Consider the following 17,898-nt stretch of genomic DNA (forward strand, 5'->3'; position numbering starts at 1 on the left):
ACCGCGCCCAGGGCCTGCGCCTCGGGTCAGGAGCCGGGCGGGCCGGCGTCGATCTCGCGCAGCATGACCTTGAGGCGGACGTGGGCCTGCTCGAGGGCGGCGAGGTCGTGCGGGTTCTGGCCGTCGAGGTGGTTGGACAGGGCGGCGAAGGCGTCGTTGGCGGCGCGGTAGAGCCGCTTGCGCCGGCGCTTCGACACGGCGTCGCCCTTGTCGGCCAGGCCCTCGATCTTGTCCATGACGACCTCGAAGGCGGTCTCGGCCTCGAGCCGGTCGTTGGGCGCCGGCAGCGGCGGCGGCTCCTCCGGGGCCTCGAGGGCGCGCTCGAGCCGGCTGCGCAGGGCGATCGCCAGGGTGTCGCGGGCGTCCCGCTCGTCGCGCGGGTCGCGGTAGGCGCGGGGCCCGTCGTCACCCGACTTCTTGGCGGCCGCGGCCCGCGCGACCTCGGCCGGCCGCTCTCTCGTGGGCGTCCGCCCCGCGAGCTGACAGAGGGTGTAGCCGAACAGGCCGAGAGTGACGGCCCCGAAGGCGAGGAAGGTGCTGGCTTTCATCGGTCACACAGGTCGGGCAGGGCCTCGAATTCGGCCAGGAGCTCCTGGTAGCTGTCGATCCGCCGGGCGCCGTAGACGGCGTCGGTGAACTGGAACAGCACGCGGTGGTCGGTCGGGATCATGGTCGACTCGAAGGCCTCGGCGTCGCTGTCCTTGTTGCCGAACAGCCAGGTCGGGACGAGGCCCTTGTCCTTGAGTAGCTGAAATTCTCCCGACTTGTAGGCCACCGCGGTGTCGCCCATGCCTCCGGTGTACGTGAGCGTGGTGTGGATGATCCCGGCGGGGAAGCCGCGCAGGGCCACGAACTCGCGCGTGCGCCGGTCGAGCCACTCGGGCCGCGCGGTCAGGTACATGGGGCGATAACCCTTCGACGCGAGCAGGCTCAGCGCCTCGGCCGCGAACGGGTTGGCCTCGGGGATGTCGCCGAGCAAGAAGTCCCACGCCTCCTCGTTCTCGCTGGTGGTGAGGGTGCCGTCGACGTCGCTGACGAAGATCGGCGCGCCGGCCGGGACGACGTCGATGATGATGTCGACGGTGTTCCAGAACTCCTCGACGACGCCGTGCACGCGGTGCCGCCCCGGCTCCAGCTCGTCGGACTGGGAGATCTTGTAGTAGACGCGGCCGCCGGAGTCGTCGACGCCCTGGACCGGGGCGTGCTCGCCCTCGACGGTGGTGATGGCGACGCCGAGCTCCTCCCACACGCCGGCGCAGCCGCGGTCGAGGAACAGGTGCACGGGGCTGCCCTCAATGTCCTTGTCGGCCGGGAAGCCCCACTTGGTGAACTTGGCGAGCACCCACTGCTCTTCGCCCTCGACGTAGAACATGTCGCGCCCGCGCGAGAGGTCGCTCTCCGGCGCGCCCTGGCCGGGGATCGTCGGCGGCGCGGCGTCACACTTCGGGATCGGCTCGCACAGGGCGCCGGGGACCGGGTCGCCGCCGCCGGTGGTGGTGTCGGGCGGGTCCTCGGTGGTGGTGCCGGGCGGGTCGGCGGTGGTGACGTCTTGGCCTGTCTCCGAGGACATGCCCGTGGGGTCCTGTCCCATGGTACCTGTCCCGGAGTCGCTGCCGCCGGTGGTCGGCGCGGTCGTGGCGTCGTTGCTGTCGGAGCCCGGAGTGAGGCCGGAGTCGAGGGTGGTCTGCGCGCCGGTCTCGGTGTCCGCGCCCGGGCGCGGGTCCTCGCCGCAGCCGAGGTGGAGGAGGAAGCAGGACGTGAGCAGGGCGATCGGCCGCGCGCGCATGATCGCGCAGGCTATCGGAAAGGCGGCGGCAGATCTAGCGACCCGGCGATCGGGCCGGCGGCCGGCGAGCGCCCCGGGGCGTGAAAGCGGCGGCGAGGGGCGCTCTTGGGCCGGAACGACGCGGTCGGACGTCCGTGGGACGGTGCGACGCGTTCGCGCGCCGCGCTCACGCGAGGCCGGCGCGGACGCGGACGCGGGCGACGAAGGCGGCGAAGATCGGGTCCCCGGCGGACCGGCGGGCGAAGTGCGGGCTGCCGGGGTCGAGCCACTCGGGGTGCCACTGCACGCCGTAGATGTCGCGGCGGTCGTCGGCCGCGGCCTCGATCACGCCGTCGGGCGCCCACGCGCACGCGCGCAGGCCGGGCGCGAGGGCCTTGATCGCCTGGTGGTGGACCGAGTTGACGAGGATCTCCCGCGCGCCGTAGAGCGGGGCCAGCCAGGACTCCTCGTGCAGGCGCACGGTGTGCTCGTTGTCGTCGTAGCGGGCGGCGTCGCGGTGGACCAGCGCGCCCGGGACCTGGAAGCCGATGTCCTGGTAGAGGCTGCCGCCGAGCGCGGCGTTGAGCAGCTGGACGCCGCGGCAGACGCCGAGCACCGGCTTGCCCTGGGCCAGCGCCGCCCCCAGCAGCACCTGCTCGTAGGCGTCGCGCGCGGGGTCGCCGGCCCACTCGGGCCGCAGCGGCGCCTCGCCGTAGACCCCGGGGGCGACGTCGCTGCCGCCGCTCAGCACCAGCGCGTCGACCCGCTCGACCAGGGCGGCGAGCATCGATGTGTCCGGAAGCACAGGCAGGAGGAACGGCAGCGCGCCGGCGCGGGCCAGCGCGGCCGACAGCCGCTGCTCGCCGTAGTCGAGCGACTTGCCGAGGAACAGCAGGCGGGAGGGGTCGGGGTAGGATGTCCCGCAGGACATGCCGATGATGACGGGTCGCATGGGGGTCGGTCAGGCAAGTGTGAGTGGCCCGAAGGACATGTCATGAGGGGCATGTCACATCAGGCATGTCCTGGAGGTCAGGCAGCGGCGGCCAGGCCGGCGCGGCGCAGCAGAGCCTCGGGGTCGGGGTCGCGGCCCATGAAGGCGCGGAACAGGGCGGCGGGGTCGTCGCTGTCGCCGCGCTCGAGGATCGCGCGGCGGAAGGCGAGGCCGACGTCGCGGCTGAACAGGCCCTCGCGCTGGAAGCGGGTGAAGGCGTCGGCGTCGAGCACCTCGGCCCACTTGTACGAGTAGTAGCCGGCGGCGTAGGCGACCGGGCTCGAGAACAGGTGGCCGAACCGGCACACCATGGCGTAGTCGTCCGGCAGCGGGGCGGGGGTGAAGCGCGCCATGATCTCGCGGGCGCGCGCGAGGATCTCGGCCGGCGTGGCCGGCAGCGCGCCGCGGTGCAGCTCGAGGTCGACGGTGGCGAAGCTGAGCTGGCGCATCATCGCCGAGGCGGCGCGGAAGTTGCGGGCGCTGAGCATGCGCTTCACCAGGTCGTCGGGGATCGGCGCGCCGGTGTCGACGTGGCGGGCGAAGCGGTCGAGCGCGGCCCGCTCCCAGCACCAGTTCTCCATGATCTGCGACGGCAGCTCGACGAAGTCCCAGGCGACGTTGGTGCCGGCCAGGCTGCGCAGCTCGACCCGCGTCAGCAGGTGGTGCAAGAGGTGGCCGAACTCGTGGAAGATCGTCTCGACCTCGTCGTGGGTGAGCAGCGCGGGGCGGTCGCCGATCGGCGGGGTCAGGTTGCCGCAGATCAGCCCGAGGTGCGGGCCGAAGCCGCCGCGGCCGTCAGGGCGGCCGGTCACCAGCGCGTTCATCCACGCGCCGGACCGCTTCTGCTCGCGCGGGAACAGGTCGGCGTAGAACACCCCGAGCAGCGCGTCGCCGTCGCGCACGGCGTAGGTGCGCACGTCGGGGTGCCAGGTCTCGAAGCCGTCGACCGGCTCGACGCGCACGCCGTAGAGATCGCCGACCAGGTCGAACAGGCCCTTCAGCACCGACTCGACCGGGAAGTACGGCCGCAGCGCCTCGTCGTCGAAGTCGTACAGCGCGCGCCGCTGCTTCTCTGCATAATAGGCCAGGTCCCAAGGGGCAGGTTCGGGCGCGTCCGGCCCCTCGAGCCGGCGGCGGAAGGCGTGGAGGTCGCGCGCCTCGGCGGCGAAGGCGGCCTCGGTGCGGGCGGCCAAACCGTCGACGAAGGCGCGGGCGCTGGCGCCGTCCCTGGCCATGCGCGGCTTGAGGACGAAGTCGGCGAAGTCGCGGAAGCCGAGCAGCTCGGCCTGCTCGCGGCGCAGCAGCAGGATCTTGCGCAGCAGCTCGCGGTTGTCGTACGGGCCGTCCTCGGCGCAGATGTTGGCGGCGCGCCAGATCTGCTCGCGCAGCTCCGGGCTGTCGGCGTAGGTGACGAACGGGATGAAGCTCGGCTGCTGCAGGGTGAAGCGCCACGCGCTCGGGCGGCCCTTGGCCTCGGCGCTGGCCCGCGCGGCGTCGATCGCCGACTGCGGCAGGCCGGCGAGGTCGGCCGGGTCGGTGATCCACAGCTCGTAGGCGTTGGTGGCGTCGAGGACGTGCTCGGAGAACTGGGTGGTGATCTGGGCCAGCTCGGCGCTGAGCTCGGCGAGGCGGGCCTTGCCGGCCGGGTCGAGCTCGGCGCCCTGGCGGCGGAAGTCGTCGAGGGTGCGCTCGAGCAGGCGCTTGCGCGCGCCGGTCAGCGCGGCGGCCTCGGGGGTGCGGCTGAACTCCTGCAGCGCCCGCCACAGCCCGGCGTCGAGCGGGATCTGGGCGAAGAACTCCGCCACCGGGCCCTGCACCGCGTTGTGGGCGGCCCGCAGCTCCGGCGTGGTGGCGACGCTCTCGAGGTGGCCGACCACGGTCATGGCGAACTCGAGCCGCTCGGTCGCGGCCTCGAGCGCGCCGAGCGTGTTGTCGAAGGTGCGCGGTCCGGGGGCGTCGACGATCGCCTGAATATCGGTGCGGGCGTCGGCGAGGAGCTCGGCGATGGCCGGCTCGACGTGCTCGGGCCGGATCTGGTCGAAGGGGACGCGGAACTGCACGCGCAGGAGCGGATTGGCGGTCACGCGCGGACGATAGCACGGGCGCGGGGATCCCGCCGCGAACGATGATCGGACGGCCTGCTGCGTGGGCGTGCGGGCGGGCGATCGGCGCGTGTTGCCGGGGCGCAGGGTGCGGCGTATCGTGCGAGGGTGATCACGCCCGCGTCGCTGGTGATGTGGCTCGTGCAGGCGCCGCCGATCGTCGCGCCGCCGATGACCGCCCCGCCGCGCGAGTGGGACCTGGCGGGCGTGTTCGTGCTGAAGCAGGAGAAGTTCCTGACCTGGGGGCCGGTGATCGACCTGACGCGGCCGTTCCGCGGGTGGGACTTCCAGCTGCAGCCGGTGTGGACGCTCGAGCTGACGCCGAAGCACCGGCGCCTCGACAACTTCTCGCTGGCGGCCGCGTCGGCGCCGGGGCTCGGCACCGCCATCGGGCTGGTGCAGCCGAAGCTGCAGTACCGCGTGCCGGGGACCGAGGTGCGGGTCGGCGTGCAGACGACGATCCTGTCGTTCTTCACCGCGGCGCTGGCCGGCAAGGGCAAGGTGATGCGGCCGATGGGGTTCGTGTCCGGGCGGTTCTGAGGCGCCTGTCTCGAAGGGCATGGTCTGGCGGACATGCCCTCCGGCACATGCACTCGGGAGCATGTCCTGCCGGACATGGAGAGCCGGGCCTCGGGCGGTCCCGGCCCCGGGCCGGACGAGGGGCTGCGGCCGGCGGTGCGGCGATCCCGCCGTGAACGGCGTCCGCGGGGGCTGGCCGCGGCGATCGCCGGGTGGCCGGGTGGGCGGGGCGCGAGTTGCCGCGGCGGCGGGCGCGGCGTATCGTCCGAGCGTGATGTCGTCCGCGATGCTCGCGCTGTGGCTGATGCAGGCGCCGCCGTGGCCGTCGCTGCCGGCGACCACGCCGCCGCGCGAGTGGAACCTCGCGGGGCGGTTCACGCTCAAGCACGAGAAGCACCTGCGCTGGCAAGCGGTGGTCGACCCGACGCATCCGTACAAGGGGCTGTACAGCGACGCGCGGCCGACCTGGCTGCTCGAGCTGCGGCCGACCGCGCGCAGGTTCCGGGACTTCGCGCTGGCGGTCGAGTCGCTGCCGGCGTTCGGCACCGGCGTCGGCATCGTGCGGCCCAGGCTGATGTTCCGCGTGCCGGGCACGCAGATCCACCTCGGCCTCGGGGTCCAGCTGCGGGCCTTCCGCAGCTCCGGCCGCTGACCTCACCGCGCGGGCCGTGGGCCCGGAGAGAACACGCCATGTCGACGATCACGGCGCTGCTCGGGCCGACCAATACCGGCAAGACGCACCGCGCGGTCACCCAGCTGCTGGCCCACCGCACCGGCGTGATCGGGCTGCCGCTGCGGCTGCTGGCGCGCGAGGTCTACGACCGCGTGACGGCGGAGGTCGGCGAGGCGGCGGTGGCCCTGGTGACCGGCGAGGAGAAGCGGGTGCCGGCGCGGCCGCGCTACTGGGTGTGCACGGTCGAGTCGATGCCGGAGGGCAAGGACGTCGAGTTCCTGGCGGTCGACGAGATCCAGCTCGCGGCCCACCGCGAGCGCGGACATGTCTTCACGGACAGGTTGATGCGGGCGCGAGGTGTCTCCGAGACCATGTTCCTCGGGTCCGATACGATGACGGGGGCGGTCGAGGCGCTGGTGCCGACGGCGCGGATCGAGCGGCACCCGCGGTTCTCGCGGCTGCGCGGGGTGGCGCCGCTCGAGCTGACGCAGCTGCCGCCGCGCTCGGCGGTGGTGGCGTTCTCGGCCGACCAGGTGTACGCGCTGGCGGAGCAGCTGCGGCGGCGTCGCGGCGGGGCGGCGGTGGTGCTGGGGGCGTTGTCGCCGCGGACGCGCAACGCCCAGGTGGCGATGTACCAGGCGGGCGAGGTCGACTACATCGTCGCCACCGACGCGATCGGGATGGGGCTCAACATGGACGTCGACCACGTCGCGTTCGCGGCGCTGGGCAAGTTCGACGGGCGCACGAACCGGCCGCTCGAGGCGGCCGAGCTGGCGCAGATCGCCGGGCGAGCCGGGCGCTACACCAAGGACGGGACGTTCGGGCCGCTGGCGACGCTGGGGCCGCTGCCGCAGGGGCTCGTGCTGGCGATCGAGCGCCACCAATTCCCGCCGGTGGAGCGGCTGGTGTGGCGAAATCCGGACCTCGACTTCGCGAGCATCGAGGCGCTGGCGCGCTCGCTGCGGCAGCGGCCGCCGCGGCCGGGGCTGCAGCTGCTCGAGCGCAGCGACGACGAGGAGGTGCTCGTCGAGCTGGCGAGCATGTCCGAGGTGCGGGCCCTCGCGCAGCAGTCCGGCGCCGTCGAGCTGCTGTGGGAGGTGTGCCGGATCCCCGACTTCCGCAAGCTGCTCGAGGGCTCGCACGCGCGGCTGCTCGCGGCCGTGTACCTGCAGCTCGCCAAGCACGGCCGCCTCGACCCGGGGTGGATCGAGCGGCGCGTGCGTCGGCTCGACGACACCGAGGGCGACATCGAGGCGCTGATGAGCCGGATCGCGGCGGTGCGGACGTGGACGTACATCAGCCACCGGCCGGGGTGGATCGACGCGCCGGCGCGCTGGCAGGAGTGGACGCGGGCGATCGAGGACCGGCTCTCCGACGCGCTGCACGACCGGCTGACGCAGGCGTTCGTCGACCCGCGGGCGACGGCGCGGGCCCGCAACAAACCTGGCCCGAAGGACAGCCCGTTCGGCCGCCTGCGCGCGCTGCAGCTGCCCGAGGCCGGGGAGCCGCCGCCGCCGAGCGCGGCCGAGGCGATCGTGGCGGCGCCGCACGGGGCGTTCGCGGTCGACGCCCGCGGGCGGATCTCGCTGGCCGGCCGCCCGGCGGCGCAGATGACCCGCGGGCCCGACCTGCTGCGCCCGGAGGTGCAGGTCCTGGCGGACATGTCCATGGGGGCAGGGTCGATCGCACAGGTCCGAAGGCGCATGGTCGCATGGACACGTGACCTGGTGGCCGAGCTGCTGGCGCCGCTGCGGGCGCTGCCGGACGGGCCGGCGCCGAGCCCGGCGGCGCGCGGGCTGCTCTACCAGCTCGAGCAGGGGCTCGGGTCGGTGCTGCGGGCCCGCGCCGAGCCCCAGGTGCGCCACCTGACGGGCGACGACCGCCGGCTGCTCGGAAAGCTCGGGGTGAAGCTCGGCGAGCTGGTGGTGTTCTCGCCGGAGCTGCTGACGACGTGGTCGGTCGAGCGCCGGGCGGCCCTGTGGGCGGCGCGCTCGGGCTCGCGGGTGACGCCGCCGGGCGAGGCGCGGTCGATCGCGCTGACCGATCAGGCCGACCCGGCGGCGTACCACGCGATCGGCTTCCCGCCGTTCGGGCCGCGGGCGATCCGCGCCGACGTGGCCGAGCGAGTTTTTAATCGAGTGCTGGCGGTGACGCGCGCGGGGCCGGCGGGGCTGCCCCAGGAGCTGGCGGCGTGGATCGGCTGCGCGGCCGACGAGGTGCCGGCGATCGTGGCGGCGATGGGCTTTGACGAGGTGGCGGAGGACCGCTGGCTGCTGGCGCCGCGCCGGCCGGAGCGGCGGGGGCGGCGGCGGACGCGGCGCGCGGGGTGAGCTGTCCGAGCGAAGAGGTTGTCTTTTTGGACATGTTTGAAAGGATATGTCACCGAGGACATGACGAAGCTCGCGCTCGGCGGTGAGGCCACGGCCTGCTCGGAGCAGCCGCAGGCGCGGTGATCGCTTCGGGCCGACTGCCGGCCCGGGGATGCGCGGGGCCGTCGAGGCCGCGGGCGGAGAGCGGCGAGCGTCGGGACCTCGCGCCCGCGGCCGCCGCCTCTGGGCGGTGACGACCGTGAGCGCCCGAGGCGAGGCGGTCCTCGGCGGCGGGGCCGCGATGAAGCAGCGGCCGCGAGCGTGAAAGAGGACGTCGGCGCGGGGTCCTGCGTGATATAGGAAGTGGGATGGAGCGGAGCACGATCGAGGCCCGGCTCGCCGACCTCCGGCGCGAATTCGAGGGCGGTCAAAGACTGCTGCGCGAGCTCGAGACCAAACAGATGGAAGTGCGCGACACGTTGCTGCGCATCGGCGGGGCGATGCAGGTGCTCGAGGAGCTGCTCGCCAGTCAACCCGGCGGCGGAGGGTCGCCGTAGGCCGACCTGGGGCCGCGGTGCCGCAACCTTCCACCACTCGGACTGCGAGACCCGGTCGATCGCTGCGAGGCTCGCAGGCACTTCGATCGACGGTGTAATCCGCGGGGCGCTCGCGTCACTCATCGCTGCTTCGGAGCCTCCTCGCCATGCACGATCGTCGTCCCGCCCTCCTCGTCGCCGCCGTCGCGCTCGGCTCCCTCGTCCCGACCGTGGCGTCGGCCAGCTACCCCGCGGGGGTCTGGGCCCTGGTCGAGAAGGTCACGCCCGAACCGGATGACAAGAATCCGACGCGAGTGCGCATCGACGGGCTGTTCATCGTCGCCAACACCAAGCCCGACTTCGCCGCCTATCCCGGCTACTCGGTGCCGGCCTACGGGTACATGTACTATCAATGCGGGGACGCCGATCTGGCGACCTGTCAGATGGAATGGGCCGAGCTGGCGACGGTGGCCGGCGGCGCGGACCGGTGTCGCGGCTGGGGTGACAACTCGCTGCCCGCCAACGGGACGGTGCGCACGGGCGAGCCGCAGGCGGAGCCGGACGGGTATCCGATCAGCATGGGCATCGTGCCGGGGTTTTCGCCGTGCGAGGCGCTGAAGCAATGGACGGCCGAGAACCCGCCACAAGGGGCGACGACCGGCGAGGGGACGAGCGAGGGGACGAGCTCGGGCGAGTTCGCGTCCCAGGGGACGTCGAGCTCGTCGCAGGGGTCGGCGAGCGAGTCCGGCGGACCGGCGACGGGCTCGCCGACGACGGGCGGCGAGCCGAACGGCAGCACCGCGGACGAGACCGGCGCGAACGAGCCGGGGACCGCGAGCGGGGCGTCGGGGCAGGCCGACACCGGGTCGCCCGGCGGGGACAAGGGCTGCGTGTGCAGCTCCAGCGGTGAGCCGGGGCCGCTGGCGGGGCTGGTCACCGTGGTGGGTCTGCTGGCGCTCCGCCGCCGCGGTCGCGCATGAGGCTGTTTCGTCACTCGCGCCGCGACGCCGGCCCGGTGCTGGCGGCGCTGACGCTCGGGGGGCTGGCAGTGACGATCGGGCCATGTCTCATGGAACATGGCTTTTGGGGCATGGTCTCCGGGGCATGCTCGTTCGCGCTGGTGGTGTGGTGGACGTCGAACACGGTCGCGCACGTCCACCTGCACACGCCGGTGTTCCGCTCGCGGGCGCTGTGCCGGCTGCTGTCGCTGTACCTCAGCGCGCTGACGCTGGTGCCGCAGGCGATCTGGCGGGCGCGTCACCTCGACCACCACCGCGGGACGCGCTCGCGGCTGCGCCTCGGGCTGGCGGGCTGCGTCGAGGTCGGGGTGGTGGCCCACGTGGCGCTGGCGCTGGCGCTTGTCCGTCGGGACATGTTCTTCGGGGCAGTGTTGCCGGGGTGGCTGCTCGGCCTCGGGCTGTGCCTGCTGCAGGGCCGCGGCGAGCACCTGGACGGGCAGGCGGCGGGGATCAGCCACTACGGGAGAATCTACAACCTGCTGTGGTTCAACGACGGCTATCACGCAGAGCACCACGCCCGCCCGGGGGCGCACTGGACGACGCTGCCTGCCGTGCGATCGACGGGGGCGGCGAGCAGCGCGCGCGCGCCGGTGCTGCGCGGGCTGTCGATCGCCGACGCGCTGGTCGGGCTCGAGCGGCTGGCGCTGCGCTCGCAGCGGTTGCAAACGTGGCTGGTCGAACGCCACGCGGCGGCGCTGCGGCGCCTGCAGCCGGCGCTGGCGGGCCGGCCGATCCTGCGGGTGGTGGTGATCGGCGGCGGGCTGTTCCCGCGCTCGGCGCTGGCGCTGCTGCAGATCTGGCCCGAAGCGCAGGTGACGATCATCGACGCCGACGCGCGGCACCTCGAGCGCGCGCGCGAGCTCCTGCGCTGCAGGGAGGCCGGGCGGCGCGTCGAGTTCGTGCACCGGCGCTACGAGCCCGGGACCCCGCTGGCGGCCGATCTGGTGATCGTGCCGCTGGCGCTGGTCGGCGACCGCGACGCGGTGTACGCGGCAGGCGGGCCGCCGCGGGTGGTCCACGAGTGGATCTGGCGCCGGCGCGGGGCCGCGAGCGCGGTGGTCTCGCGGTGGCTGCTGAAACGGGTCAACCTGGCGCTGCCGTGAAGAAGCTGCACCGCACGCGACCGTTCCTGCGCGCCTACGGGCTGCTGCCGCACCGGCTGCTGGGCGCGGCGACGCGGACGCTGATGCGCGCGAGCCGGCCGCGGTGGGCGGTGCGGGCGGCGATCCGGTGGTGGATCCGCCGCGGCGGGATCGACGTGTCGCAGTGCGCCGAACAGAGCTGGCCGACGCTCGAGGCGTTCTTCCTCCGCCGGCTGCGGGCCGGGGCGCGGCCGCTCGGGGCGGGGTTCGTCAGCCCGGCCGATGGGCTGGTCGTCGGGACAGGTCCGATCGAGCAGGGGACGATCCTGCAGGTCAAGGGCTCGCCGCTGCGCCTGGGGCGGGTGCTGGCGGCGCGGCCGGAGGAGGTGGCGGCGCTGGCGGGCGGGCGCTACGTGACGATCTTCTTGACGCCCGACGGCTACCACCGGCTGCACATGCCGTGCGACGCGGAGGTGGCGGAGGTGCGCTGGATCGGCGGGCGCTCGTTCCCGCAGAACGTCGACGCGCTGCGCGTGATCCCGCGGATCTACGAGCGCAACGAGCGGGCGGCGCTGCGCTGCGTGGCCGGCTCGGGGGCGGTGTTCTGGCTGGTGCTGGTCGGCGCGAGCCTGATCGGGGGGATCGAGCTGGCCGGGCTTCAGCGGGCCGCGTGGGCCCGCCCGCGCGGGTTCGCGTGGGGCCGGAGGTTCAAGAAGGGGGACGAGCTGGGGTGGTTCCGGTTCGGCTCGACGGTGGTGATCGCTGCTCCGAAGGACATGTTGGAAGGGACATGTGATTTCGCGGGCGCGGCGGTGCGCGTGGGCCAGCGGCTCGGTTAGGGGGCCTGCTGTTCGCGGGGGCGGCGATCGGGTATGGTCGCGGGGATGCAGTCGCCGTCCGTGTCCCACCGCCTCCAGGCCGTCGCCGCGCGGGCCTTGCTGTCGCTGCCCGACTCGCTGCAGCGGGTGCTCGCCGGCGGCAGACCGGTCGAGCGCGACGGCTACACGCTCGACCCGCAGGTGCAGCACATGCTGGCGATGCAGCGGCGGATGCGACGGCCGCACTTCCATCACCTGTCGGTCGAGCGGGCGCGGCGCGAGATGGAGATCAACACGTGGTTGCTGGCGCCGCTGACCCCGGCGCTCGAAGCTGTCCGCGACGAGATGTTCCCGGGGCCAGCCGGAAAGATCGCGGCGCGGATCTACCGGCCGCGCGGGCTGGCCGCGCCGGCGCCGGCGACGGTGTACTTTCACGGCGGCGGGTTCGTGGTCGGCGGCCTCGACTCGCACGATCCGGTGTGCCGGATCCTCGCCCACGAGGCGCGCTGCGTGGTGATCGCGGTCGACTATCGCCTGGCGCCCGAGCACCGGTTCCCGGCGGCGGCCGACGACGCGCTGGCGGCGTTCCGGCACGTGGTCGCCGAGGCGGGCGCGCTCGGGATCGACGTCCGCCGGATCGCGGTGGCGGGCGACAGCGCGGGCGGCAACCTGTCGGCGGTGGTGTCGCTCGACACCCGCGGCGACACGGTGCGGCCGGCGTTCCAGCTGCTCATCTATCCGGCGGTCGACCTGACGATGTCGTTCCCGTCGATCCGGAGCCTCGGCGAGGGGTTCTTTCTCGAGCAGGCGACGATGGAGTGGTTCATGAACCACTACCTGCGCGGCGCCGAGGACGGGCGCGACCCGCGGGCGTCGCCGTGGTTCGCGGACGTCTCCGGAGCGCCGGCGGCGGCGGTGTTCACGGCCGGGTTCGACCCGCTGCGCGACGAGGGCGAGGCGTACGCCCGCAAGCTCGGGGCCGCCGGCGTGCCGGTCGCGTACACGTGCCACCGCGGGATGTTCCACGGGCACATCAGCGCGTCCGGCGGGCTGTCGAACGCGCGGCCGGCGTTGAGCGAGATGACCGCGGCGCTGCGGCGGGCGCTGACCTGAGCGGGTCCGATGGCTGGTCTTGCGGACATGTTCCGAATGCCAGGCCACCGGGACCGCGGTGGCCGCCCGGAGACCTGTCCGAAGGAGCATGCCGAGGTCGCCGGCGCGGACGCCCAGCGCCGCGCGAGCGACCGCACCAAGGACCGTCGTCTTCCTCCGCCGAGCTCGACGGGAGGGAGATCGCCGGTGACCGGCGGGTGATCGCTCGGGCGGGCGCCGAGGAGCGTCCCTAGCGCACGCGGTCGATCCGGCGCCGGCGGGGCGCGGTGTGGTCTACTCGCGGGGATGTCCGAGCTCGAGTTCCACACGCTGCTGGTCCAGGGAGTGTTCCTCGTCGCCGCGCTGACGGTGCCGGCCCTGCTGTTCATCTCGGCGCCGTACGGCCGCCACGCGCGCGGCGGCTGGGGGCCGCAGATGGACACGCGGCTGGCGTGGATGGTGATGGAGTCGCCGTCGGTGCTGTGGTTCTCGGCGGTGTTCTTCGCCGGGGCGCACGCGTGGAGCCTGGTGCCGCTGCTGCTGCTGGTGCTGTGGCAGTCGCACTACGTGCAGCGGGCGTTCATCTTCCCGCTGAAGATCCGCCCGGGCGGCCTCACGCCGGTCAGCGTGGTGGCGATGGGCTTCGCGTTCAACCTCGTCAACGCCTACGTGAACGCCCGCTGGGTCAGCGAGTTCGGCCGCTACGAGCTGTCGTGGCTGCTCGACCCGCGGCTGTGGCTCGGGGTCGGGCTGTTCGTGCTCGGCTACCGGATCAACCGCCGCGCCGACGCGGTCCTGGCCGCGCTGCGGAGGCCGGGCGAGACCGGCTACAAGATCCCCCGCGGCGGGCTCTACGAGCTGATCTCGTGCCCCAACTACTTCGGTGAGCTGCTCGAATGGACAGGTTGGGCGATCGCCACCTGGTCGGTCGCCGGGCTGTCGTTCGCGGTGTTCACCGCGGCCAACCTGGTGCCGCGCGCGCTGTCGCACCACAAGTGGTACAAGCAGAAGTTCCCCGACTACCCGCCGGGGCGCAAGGCGGTGATCCCGTTCGTGCTGTGATACGGGTGGCGCTGGGGACATGTCGCCAGGGGCATGTCCCGGAGAACAGGTCGAAATTCGGCGCACGACGCGGCGCCGCGCCGGCTCGGGGGCATGTCCCTGCGATCAGAGCGGCGGGGACAGGCCGGGGGTGTTGGTGATGACCCACCGGGCGGGGCAGGCGATCGCTTGCAGGCGCATGAAGGCCTCGCTGCGGGCGATCATCTGCTCGCCCTCGGAGCCGCCGAGCCAGGTGCCGAGGCGGAGGCGGGCGGCGGCGGCGGCGAGGGGCATGTCGGCGGCGTCGAAGGCGTCGGCGGCGGCGCTGAGGGCCGGGACGACCTCGGCGGCCGGGACGTCGCGCAGGGCCAGGGCGGCGGCGTCGAGGAGGGCGGCGGAGGCGAGCGCGCCGGCGGTGCCGACCGCTCGCAGGGCGTCGGCGTCGGCGGCGGCGGCGGCGAGGTAGGGCTCGCGGGCGGCCCCACCTGACCGTTCGGCCATGGCCAATGCGACCTGTCCGTGGAGACTGATGAAGTTGGCGCGCTGGTTCTTGGTGAACGCGGCGCCGCCGGCGGCCAGCACGCCGGTGACGCGCTCGACCTCGGCCCAGGCGACCGCGACCTCGCCGGCGTACTGGGCGCAGAGGGCCTCGATCATCGAGGCGCGCAGGCCGGCGGCCGAGCCGGCGGCGACGTTGCCGAGGCGGACGGCGCGGGCGACGACCTCGCGGGCGTCGGACGGGGCGTCGGCGGCGAGCAGGACGAGGGCGCTGTAGTAGGCGGCGACGAACTCGACCATCGAGTCGCCGGTCTGCTGGGCCTGCTCGCTCATGACGGCGCTGCGCAGGGCGATCGCCCGCAGCTCGCCGCGCGACTCGAGCAGGCTCATGAGCATGACGGCGCCGAAGTTGCACTCCCAGGCGATGTTGCTGCAGCGCTGGCGCAGGTGCGTGATGCCGAACTCGAGGTCGCGCATGGCGTCGGACCAGCGGCCGCGGCTGACGGCGGAGATGCCGTCGAACAGCACGGACAGGCCGACGATGTAGGGGTCGTCGCGGCGGCGCAGGTAGTCGTCGATGACGGCCCGCAGGCGGGCCAGCGCGGCGGCGTCGCCGGCGACCGACCACAGCGCGCGGACGATCACCATGCCGCGGACGTGGCGGGTCTCGTCGCCGATGGCGCGGGCGATCGCCGCGCTGCGGGCGGCGAAGTAGGCCGAGCGCACCGGGCTGTGGATGAACAGGCCCTTGGCCGCGGCCCACAGCGCGTCCGACAGCGCGGGGCCGTCCGAGCCTGTCCCCATGGTCATGTCGGGCTCGGCCCCGCGGAGCAGCGCGGCGACCTCGGCCTGGAAGGCGGCGGCCAGCGCCTCGCCGCTGCCGGGGTCGGAGAAGCCTGTCCCCTTGAGCAGGTCCTTGAGGACAGCCTCGCCGCGGGCCGTCTCGCCGACGGCGAAGTACTGCTCGCAGGCGCGGACGCGCAGCTCGGCGCGCTGGGTGATCGGGGCCTTCGCGGCGGCGCGGAGGAAGATCGGCGCGGCCTCGAGGCCGAGGCCGGCGTCGACCTTGGCGCGGGCGCAGGCGACCATGCGCGGCCACGACTCGGGGGTGCAGCGCAGCGCGAGCTCCTGCAGCTCGGCGGCGCGGGCGAACGCGAGGGCGTCGGCGGCGGCCTTGCCGGCCCGCTCGGCGTAGGTCGCGGCCCGCTCGCGCTCGCCGGCGGCGAACAGGTGGCGGGCCATGAACTCGGGGTCGGGCCGGCCGAGCTGCAGCGCGGTGTCGGCGAGCAGGCGGTGGAGCTGGCGCGCGCGCTCGGGCGCGAGGCCGCGGACGACCAGGGCGCGGCCGCGGTCGTGCAGCGGCTCGACGCTGGGGGCGTGGTTGCGGCGGCCGAGCTGGACCAGCCGGGCGGCGTGCAGGCGGGCCAGGCGGGCGTGGATGTCCGACGGGTCGCCGAGCGCCCGCGCGAGCAGGCCGGTCGGCAGCGGGGCGCCGGCGACGGCCACCAGCTCGAGCGCGGCGCGGTCGCCGGACGCGAGGTTGTCGACCCGCGCCTGAAGGCATGTCTCGAAGGACAGGCTCTCGGGGGTGAGGGTGGTGAGGTCGGCGTGGGTGAGCTCGTGGACCAGCGCCTCGAGCACGTACGAGTCGCCGCGGGCCTCGTCGGCGATCGCGGCGGCCCACGGCTCGGGCGGCAGGCCGGCGGCGACCAGCAGGGCGCGGGCGGCCGCGTGGGCGTCGCGCTCGTCGAGGCGGCCGACGTCGAGGCGGGCGACGTGGAGCTCGGGCAGCACGCGCAGCTGCAGGCGCTCGAACTCGTGGCGGACCAGCGGCGAGCCGGGCCACTCGGTGTGGTAGGCGACGACCAGCAGCAGCGCCGGCGCGTCGGGCGGGGCCAGCAGCTCGGACAGCAGGCGCACGCTGTCGGCGTCGCTCCAGTGGAAGTCGTCGAGGAACAGGACCAGGCGGCGGCGCGCGGCCAGAGCGGCGAGCAGGCGCTTGAGCGCGGCGAAGGCCTTGCGCCGCGACTCCTGGTCGGACACGCCGGCGCGGGCGCTCTGGGCCAGCTCGCGCACCGCCGAGACCCGCTGCAGCACCGGGAACACGCGCGCGAGCTCGCCGGTGTGGGTGCCGAGCAGCGGCGTGAGCTCGAACGGCTCGAGCGCGCCGAGGTGGTCGGCGAGGGCGTCGACGAGGCTGTCGAAGGCCTTGAACGGGACCGTCTCGTGCTGGTAGCAGCGGGCGGTGAGGGCGACGACGTCGCCGCGCGGCGCGAGGGCGCCGAGGAAGCCGTGGACGAGGCCCGTCTTGCCGACGCCGGGCTGGCCGCGCAGGTAGACGCAGGCGGTGCGGCCGCGGGCGGCGGCGGCGAGGCCCTCGTCGAGCGCGTCGAGCTCGGCCTTGCGTCCGAAGAGGATCGAGCTGCTGGCCATCGCCGGCGCGGGGGCCAGCGCCGCCCCGCCGCACCACGCCAGCAGCTTGGCCCCGGAGGCGCGCTTCTCCGGGTCGCGCCGCAGCAGCTCGCTGATCAGCGCCGCCAGGTCTTCGGGCAAGCCGGGGCCGCGCGGCGGGGCCGGCTCCTCGCACTGCTTGGCGAGGAAGATCTGGGCGTAGCCGCCGGTGAACGGCAGCTTGCCGGTCAGCGCCTCGTAGAGCATCACGCCGACGGCGTACCAGTCGCTGGCCGGGGTCGCGAGCTGGCCGGCGCACTGCTCCGGGGACATGTAAAGAGGAGTGCCCGCGGGCGTCTCGTTGTTGTTGCTGCGGGTGATCGCGGCGACCAGGCCGAAGTCGAGGATGACGACGCGGCCGCCCGAGGTGACGAGCACGTTCGACGGCTTGAGGTCGCGGTGGAGCAGGCCCTGCTCGTGCAGCGCGGTGACGCCGAGCACGAGCTGGCGGATCAGCGCGCGCAGGCGGCGGTCGCTGTCGGGCGCGCGCACGAGGGCGCGGAGCGCCGTGCACAGGTCGACGCCGCCGACGTACTCCATCGTGATCAGCCACAGGTCGCCCTGCGAGTGCAGCTCGTACAGCGTGACGAGGTTCGGGTGGCCGACCTCGGCCATGCTGCGGAACTCGTACTTGAAGCGGTGCAGCTCCGAGGGGCCCATGCGGAGCAGCGACTTCACGGCGACGCGTTGACCGGTGCGCGTGTCGGTCGCCTCGTAGACGGCGCCCATGCCGCCGGCGCCGAGCGGGCGCAAGATCCGGTACGGGCCGACCTGGCCGGCCAGTGCGGTCGCCGGCGGCGGCTGCGGCCCGGTTCGCTCCATGACGCCCTCTTCGGGCGGAGTGCTCATCGTCGGCGACAGCGCGAGGTCCGGCAGGATCGCCGTGTTCGCGAATTGGATCGCCACCGCCATGGTCTCGCGAAGACGATCGCCGGCCGCGCGTGGCAGACCGACTTCGGTGCGCGGCTGCTCAGGCGGCGCTTGCACCTGCACGGGGAGCTT

General features: G+C 74.0%; 14 protein-coding genes. 9 read left to right on the plus strand and 5 right to left on the minus strand.

Features of this window, described 5'->3' with window-relative positions; translation table 11 throughout:
* Positions 1-26 precede the first annotated feature (26 nt).
* From NAEX_RS31185 to NAEX_RS31200, 4 genes are all read right to left on the minus strand, one after another.
* Positions 27-548, minus strand: a complete 522-nt coding sequence (locus tag NAEX_RS31185; RefSeq protein ID WP_096331125.1) for a hypothetical protein — start codon at positions 546-548, stop codon at positions 27-29.
* Entirely contained in the window at positions 545-1,786 is a 1,242-nt protein-coding gene (locus NAEX_RS31190) for an LNS2 domain-containing protein (RefSeq protein WP_096331126.1), read from the minus strand. The genes NAEX_RS31185 and NAEX_RS31190 overlap by 4 nt, the downstream gene beginning before the upstream one ends.
* Positions 1,787-1,952: 166 nt before the next feature.
* A complete protein-coding gene (locus NAEX_RS31195; protein WP_096331127.1) occupies positions 1,953-2,717 on the minus strand; it encodes a gamma-glutamyl-gamma-aminobutyrate hydrolase family protein in 765 nt (254 codons plus the stop codon).
* A gap of 77 nt (positions 2,718-2,794) precedes the next feature.
* Complete coding sequence (locus NAEX_RS31200; protein WP_245913835.1) at positions 2,795-4,840, minus strand: M3 family metallopeptidase; 2,046 nt, start codon at positions 4,838-4,840, stop codon at positions 2,795-2,797.
* Positions 4,841-4,966: 126 nt separating this feature from the next.
* Here NAEX_RS31200 and NAEX_RS53195 point away from each other — a divergent pair, with 126 nt between their 5' ends.
* The 9 genes from NAEX_RS53195 (at position 4,967) to NAEX_RS31240 (ending at position 13,968) form a co-directional block, all read left to right on the plus strand.
* Positions 4,967-5,398 carry a hypothetical protein gene (locus NAEX_RS53195; RefSeq protein WP_245913836.1) on the plus strand — a complete coding sequence of 144 codons (432 nt, stop codon included), beginning with the start codon at positions 4,967-4,969 and terminating at the stop codon, positions 5,396-5,398.
* A gap of 250 nt (positions 5,399-5,648) precedes the next feature.
* Positions 5,649-6,029, plus strand: coding sequence for a hypothetical protein (locus NAEX_RS31205; RefSeq protein WP_143140527.1), 381 nt, complete (start codon positions 5,649-5,651; stop codon positions 6,027-6,029).
* A 38-nt stretch (positions 6,030-6,067) separates the two neighbouring features.
* Entirely contained in the window at positions 6,068-8,380 is a 2,313-nt protein-coding gene (locus NAEX_RS31210) for a helicase-related protein (protein ID WP_096331130.1), read from the plus strand.
* Between the two features lie 347 nt (positions 8,381-8,727).
* A complete protein-coding gene (locus NAEX_RS31215; protein ID WP_096331131.1) occupies positions 8,728-8,916 on the plus strand; it encodes a hypothetical protein in 189 nt (62 codons plus the stop codon).
* Positions 8,917-9,062: 146 nt separating this feature from the next.
* Positions 9,063-9,875: a hypothetical protein gene (locus NAEX_RS31220; protein ID WP_096331132.1), complete on the plus strand. Its 813-nt coding sequence runs from the start codon at positions 9,063-9,065 to the stop codon at positions 9,873-9,875.
* A complete protein-coding gene (locus NAEX_RS31225) occupies positions 9,872-11,017 on the plus strand; it encodes a fatty acid desaturase (protein ID WP_096331133.1) in 1,146 nt (381 codons plus the stop codon). The genes NAEX_RS31220 and NAEX_RS31225 overlap by 4 nt, the downstream gene beginning before the upstream one ends.
* Positions 11,014-11,835 carry an archaetidylserine decarboxylase gene (asd, locus tag NAEX_RS31230; RefSeq protein ID WP_096331134.1) on the plus strand — a complete coding sequence of 274 codons (822 nt, stop codon included), beginning with the start codon at positions 11,014-11,016 and terminating at the stop codon, positions 11,833-11,835. The genes NAEX_RS31225 and asd overlap by 4 nt, the downstream gene beginning before the upstream one ends.
* A gap of 45 nt (positions 11,836-11,880) precedes the next feature.
* The gene (locus NAEX_RS31235) at positions 11,881-12,927 is read left to right on the plus strand and encodes an alpha/beta hydrolase (RefSeq protein WP_170136135.1); all 1,047 of its coding nucleotides are present in this window, start codon (positions 11,881-11,883) and stop codon (positions 12,925-12,927) included.
* Positions 12,928-13,212: 285 nt separating this feature from the next.
* Entirely contained in the window at positions 13,213-13,968 is a 756-nt protein-coding gene (locus NAEX_RS31240) for a DUF1295 domain-containing protein (protein ID WP_096331136.1), read from the plus strand.
* A 105-nt stretch (positions 13,969-14,073) separates the two neighbouring features.
* On the opposite strand, the gene NAEX_RS31245 is transcribed toward NAEX_RS31240, so the two are convergent.
* Entirely contained in the window at positions 14,074-17,802 is a 3,729-nt protein-coding gene (locus NAEX_RS31245; RefSeq protein ID WP_170136136.1) for a serine/threonine-protein kinase, read from the minus strand.
* Positions 17,803-17,898 lie beyond the last annotated feature (96 nt).

The organism is Nannocystis exedens (assembly GCF_002343915.1).
GTDB lineage: Bacteria > Myxococcota_A > Polyangia > Nannocystales > Nannocystaceae > Nannocystis > Nannocystis exedens.

Excerpts from the sequence above, each read along its gene's own strand:
- NAEX_RS31185 (WP_096331125.1), bottom strand. The coding sequence starts at position 548 with ATGAAAGCCAGCACCTTCCTCGCCTTCGGGGCCGTCACTCTCGGCCTG.
- NAEX_RS31190 (WP_096331126.1), bottom strand. The coding sequence starts at position 1,786 with ATGCGCGCGCGGCCGATCGCCCTGCTCACGTCCTGCTTCCTCCTCCAC.
- NAEX_RS31195 (WP_096331127.1), bottom strand. The coding sequence starts at position 2,717 with ATGCGACCCGTCATCATCGGCATGTCCTGCGGGACATCCTACCCCGAC.
- NAEX_RS31210 (WP_096331130.1), top strand. The coding sequence starts at position 6,068 with ATGTCGACGATCACGGCGCTGCTCGGGCCGACCAATACCGGCAAGACG.
- NAEX_RS31215 (WP_096331131.1), top strand. The coding sequence starts at position 8,728 with ATGGAGCGGAGCACGATCGAGGCCCGGCTCGCCGACCTCCGGCGCGAA.
- NAEX_RS31220 (WP_096331132.1), top strand. The coding sequence starts at position 9,063 with ATGCACGATCGTCGTCCCGCCCTCCTCGTCGCCGCCGTCGCGCTCGGC.
- NAEX_RS31225 (WP_096331133.1), top strand. The coding sequence starts at position 9,872 with ATGAGGCTGTTTCGTCACTCGCGCCGCGACGCCGGCCCGGTGCTGGCG.
- NAEX_RS31235 (WP_170136135.1), top strand. The coding sequence starts at position 11,881 with ATGCAGTCGCCGTCCGTGTCCCACCGCCTCCAGGCCGTCGCCGCGCGG.
- NAEX_RS31240 (WP_096331136.1), top strand. The coding sequence starts at position 13,213 with ATGTCCGAGCTCGAGTTCCACACGCTGCTGGTCCAGGGAGTGTTCCTC.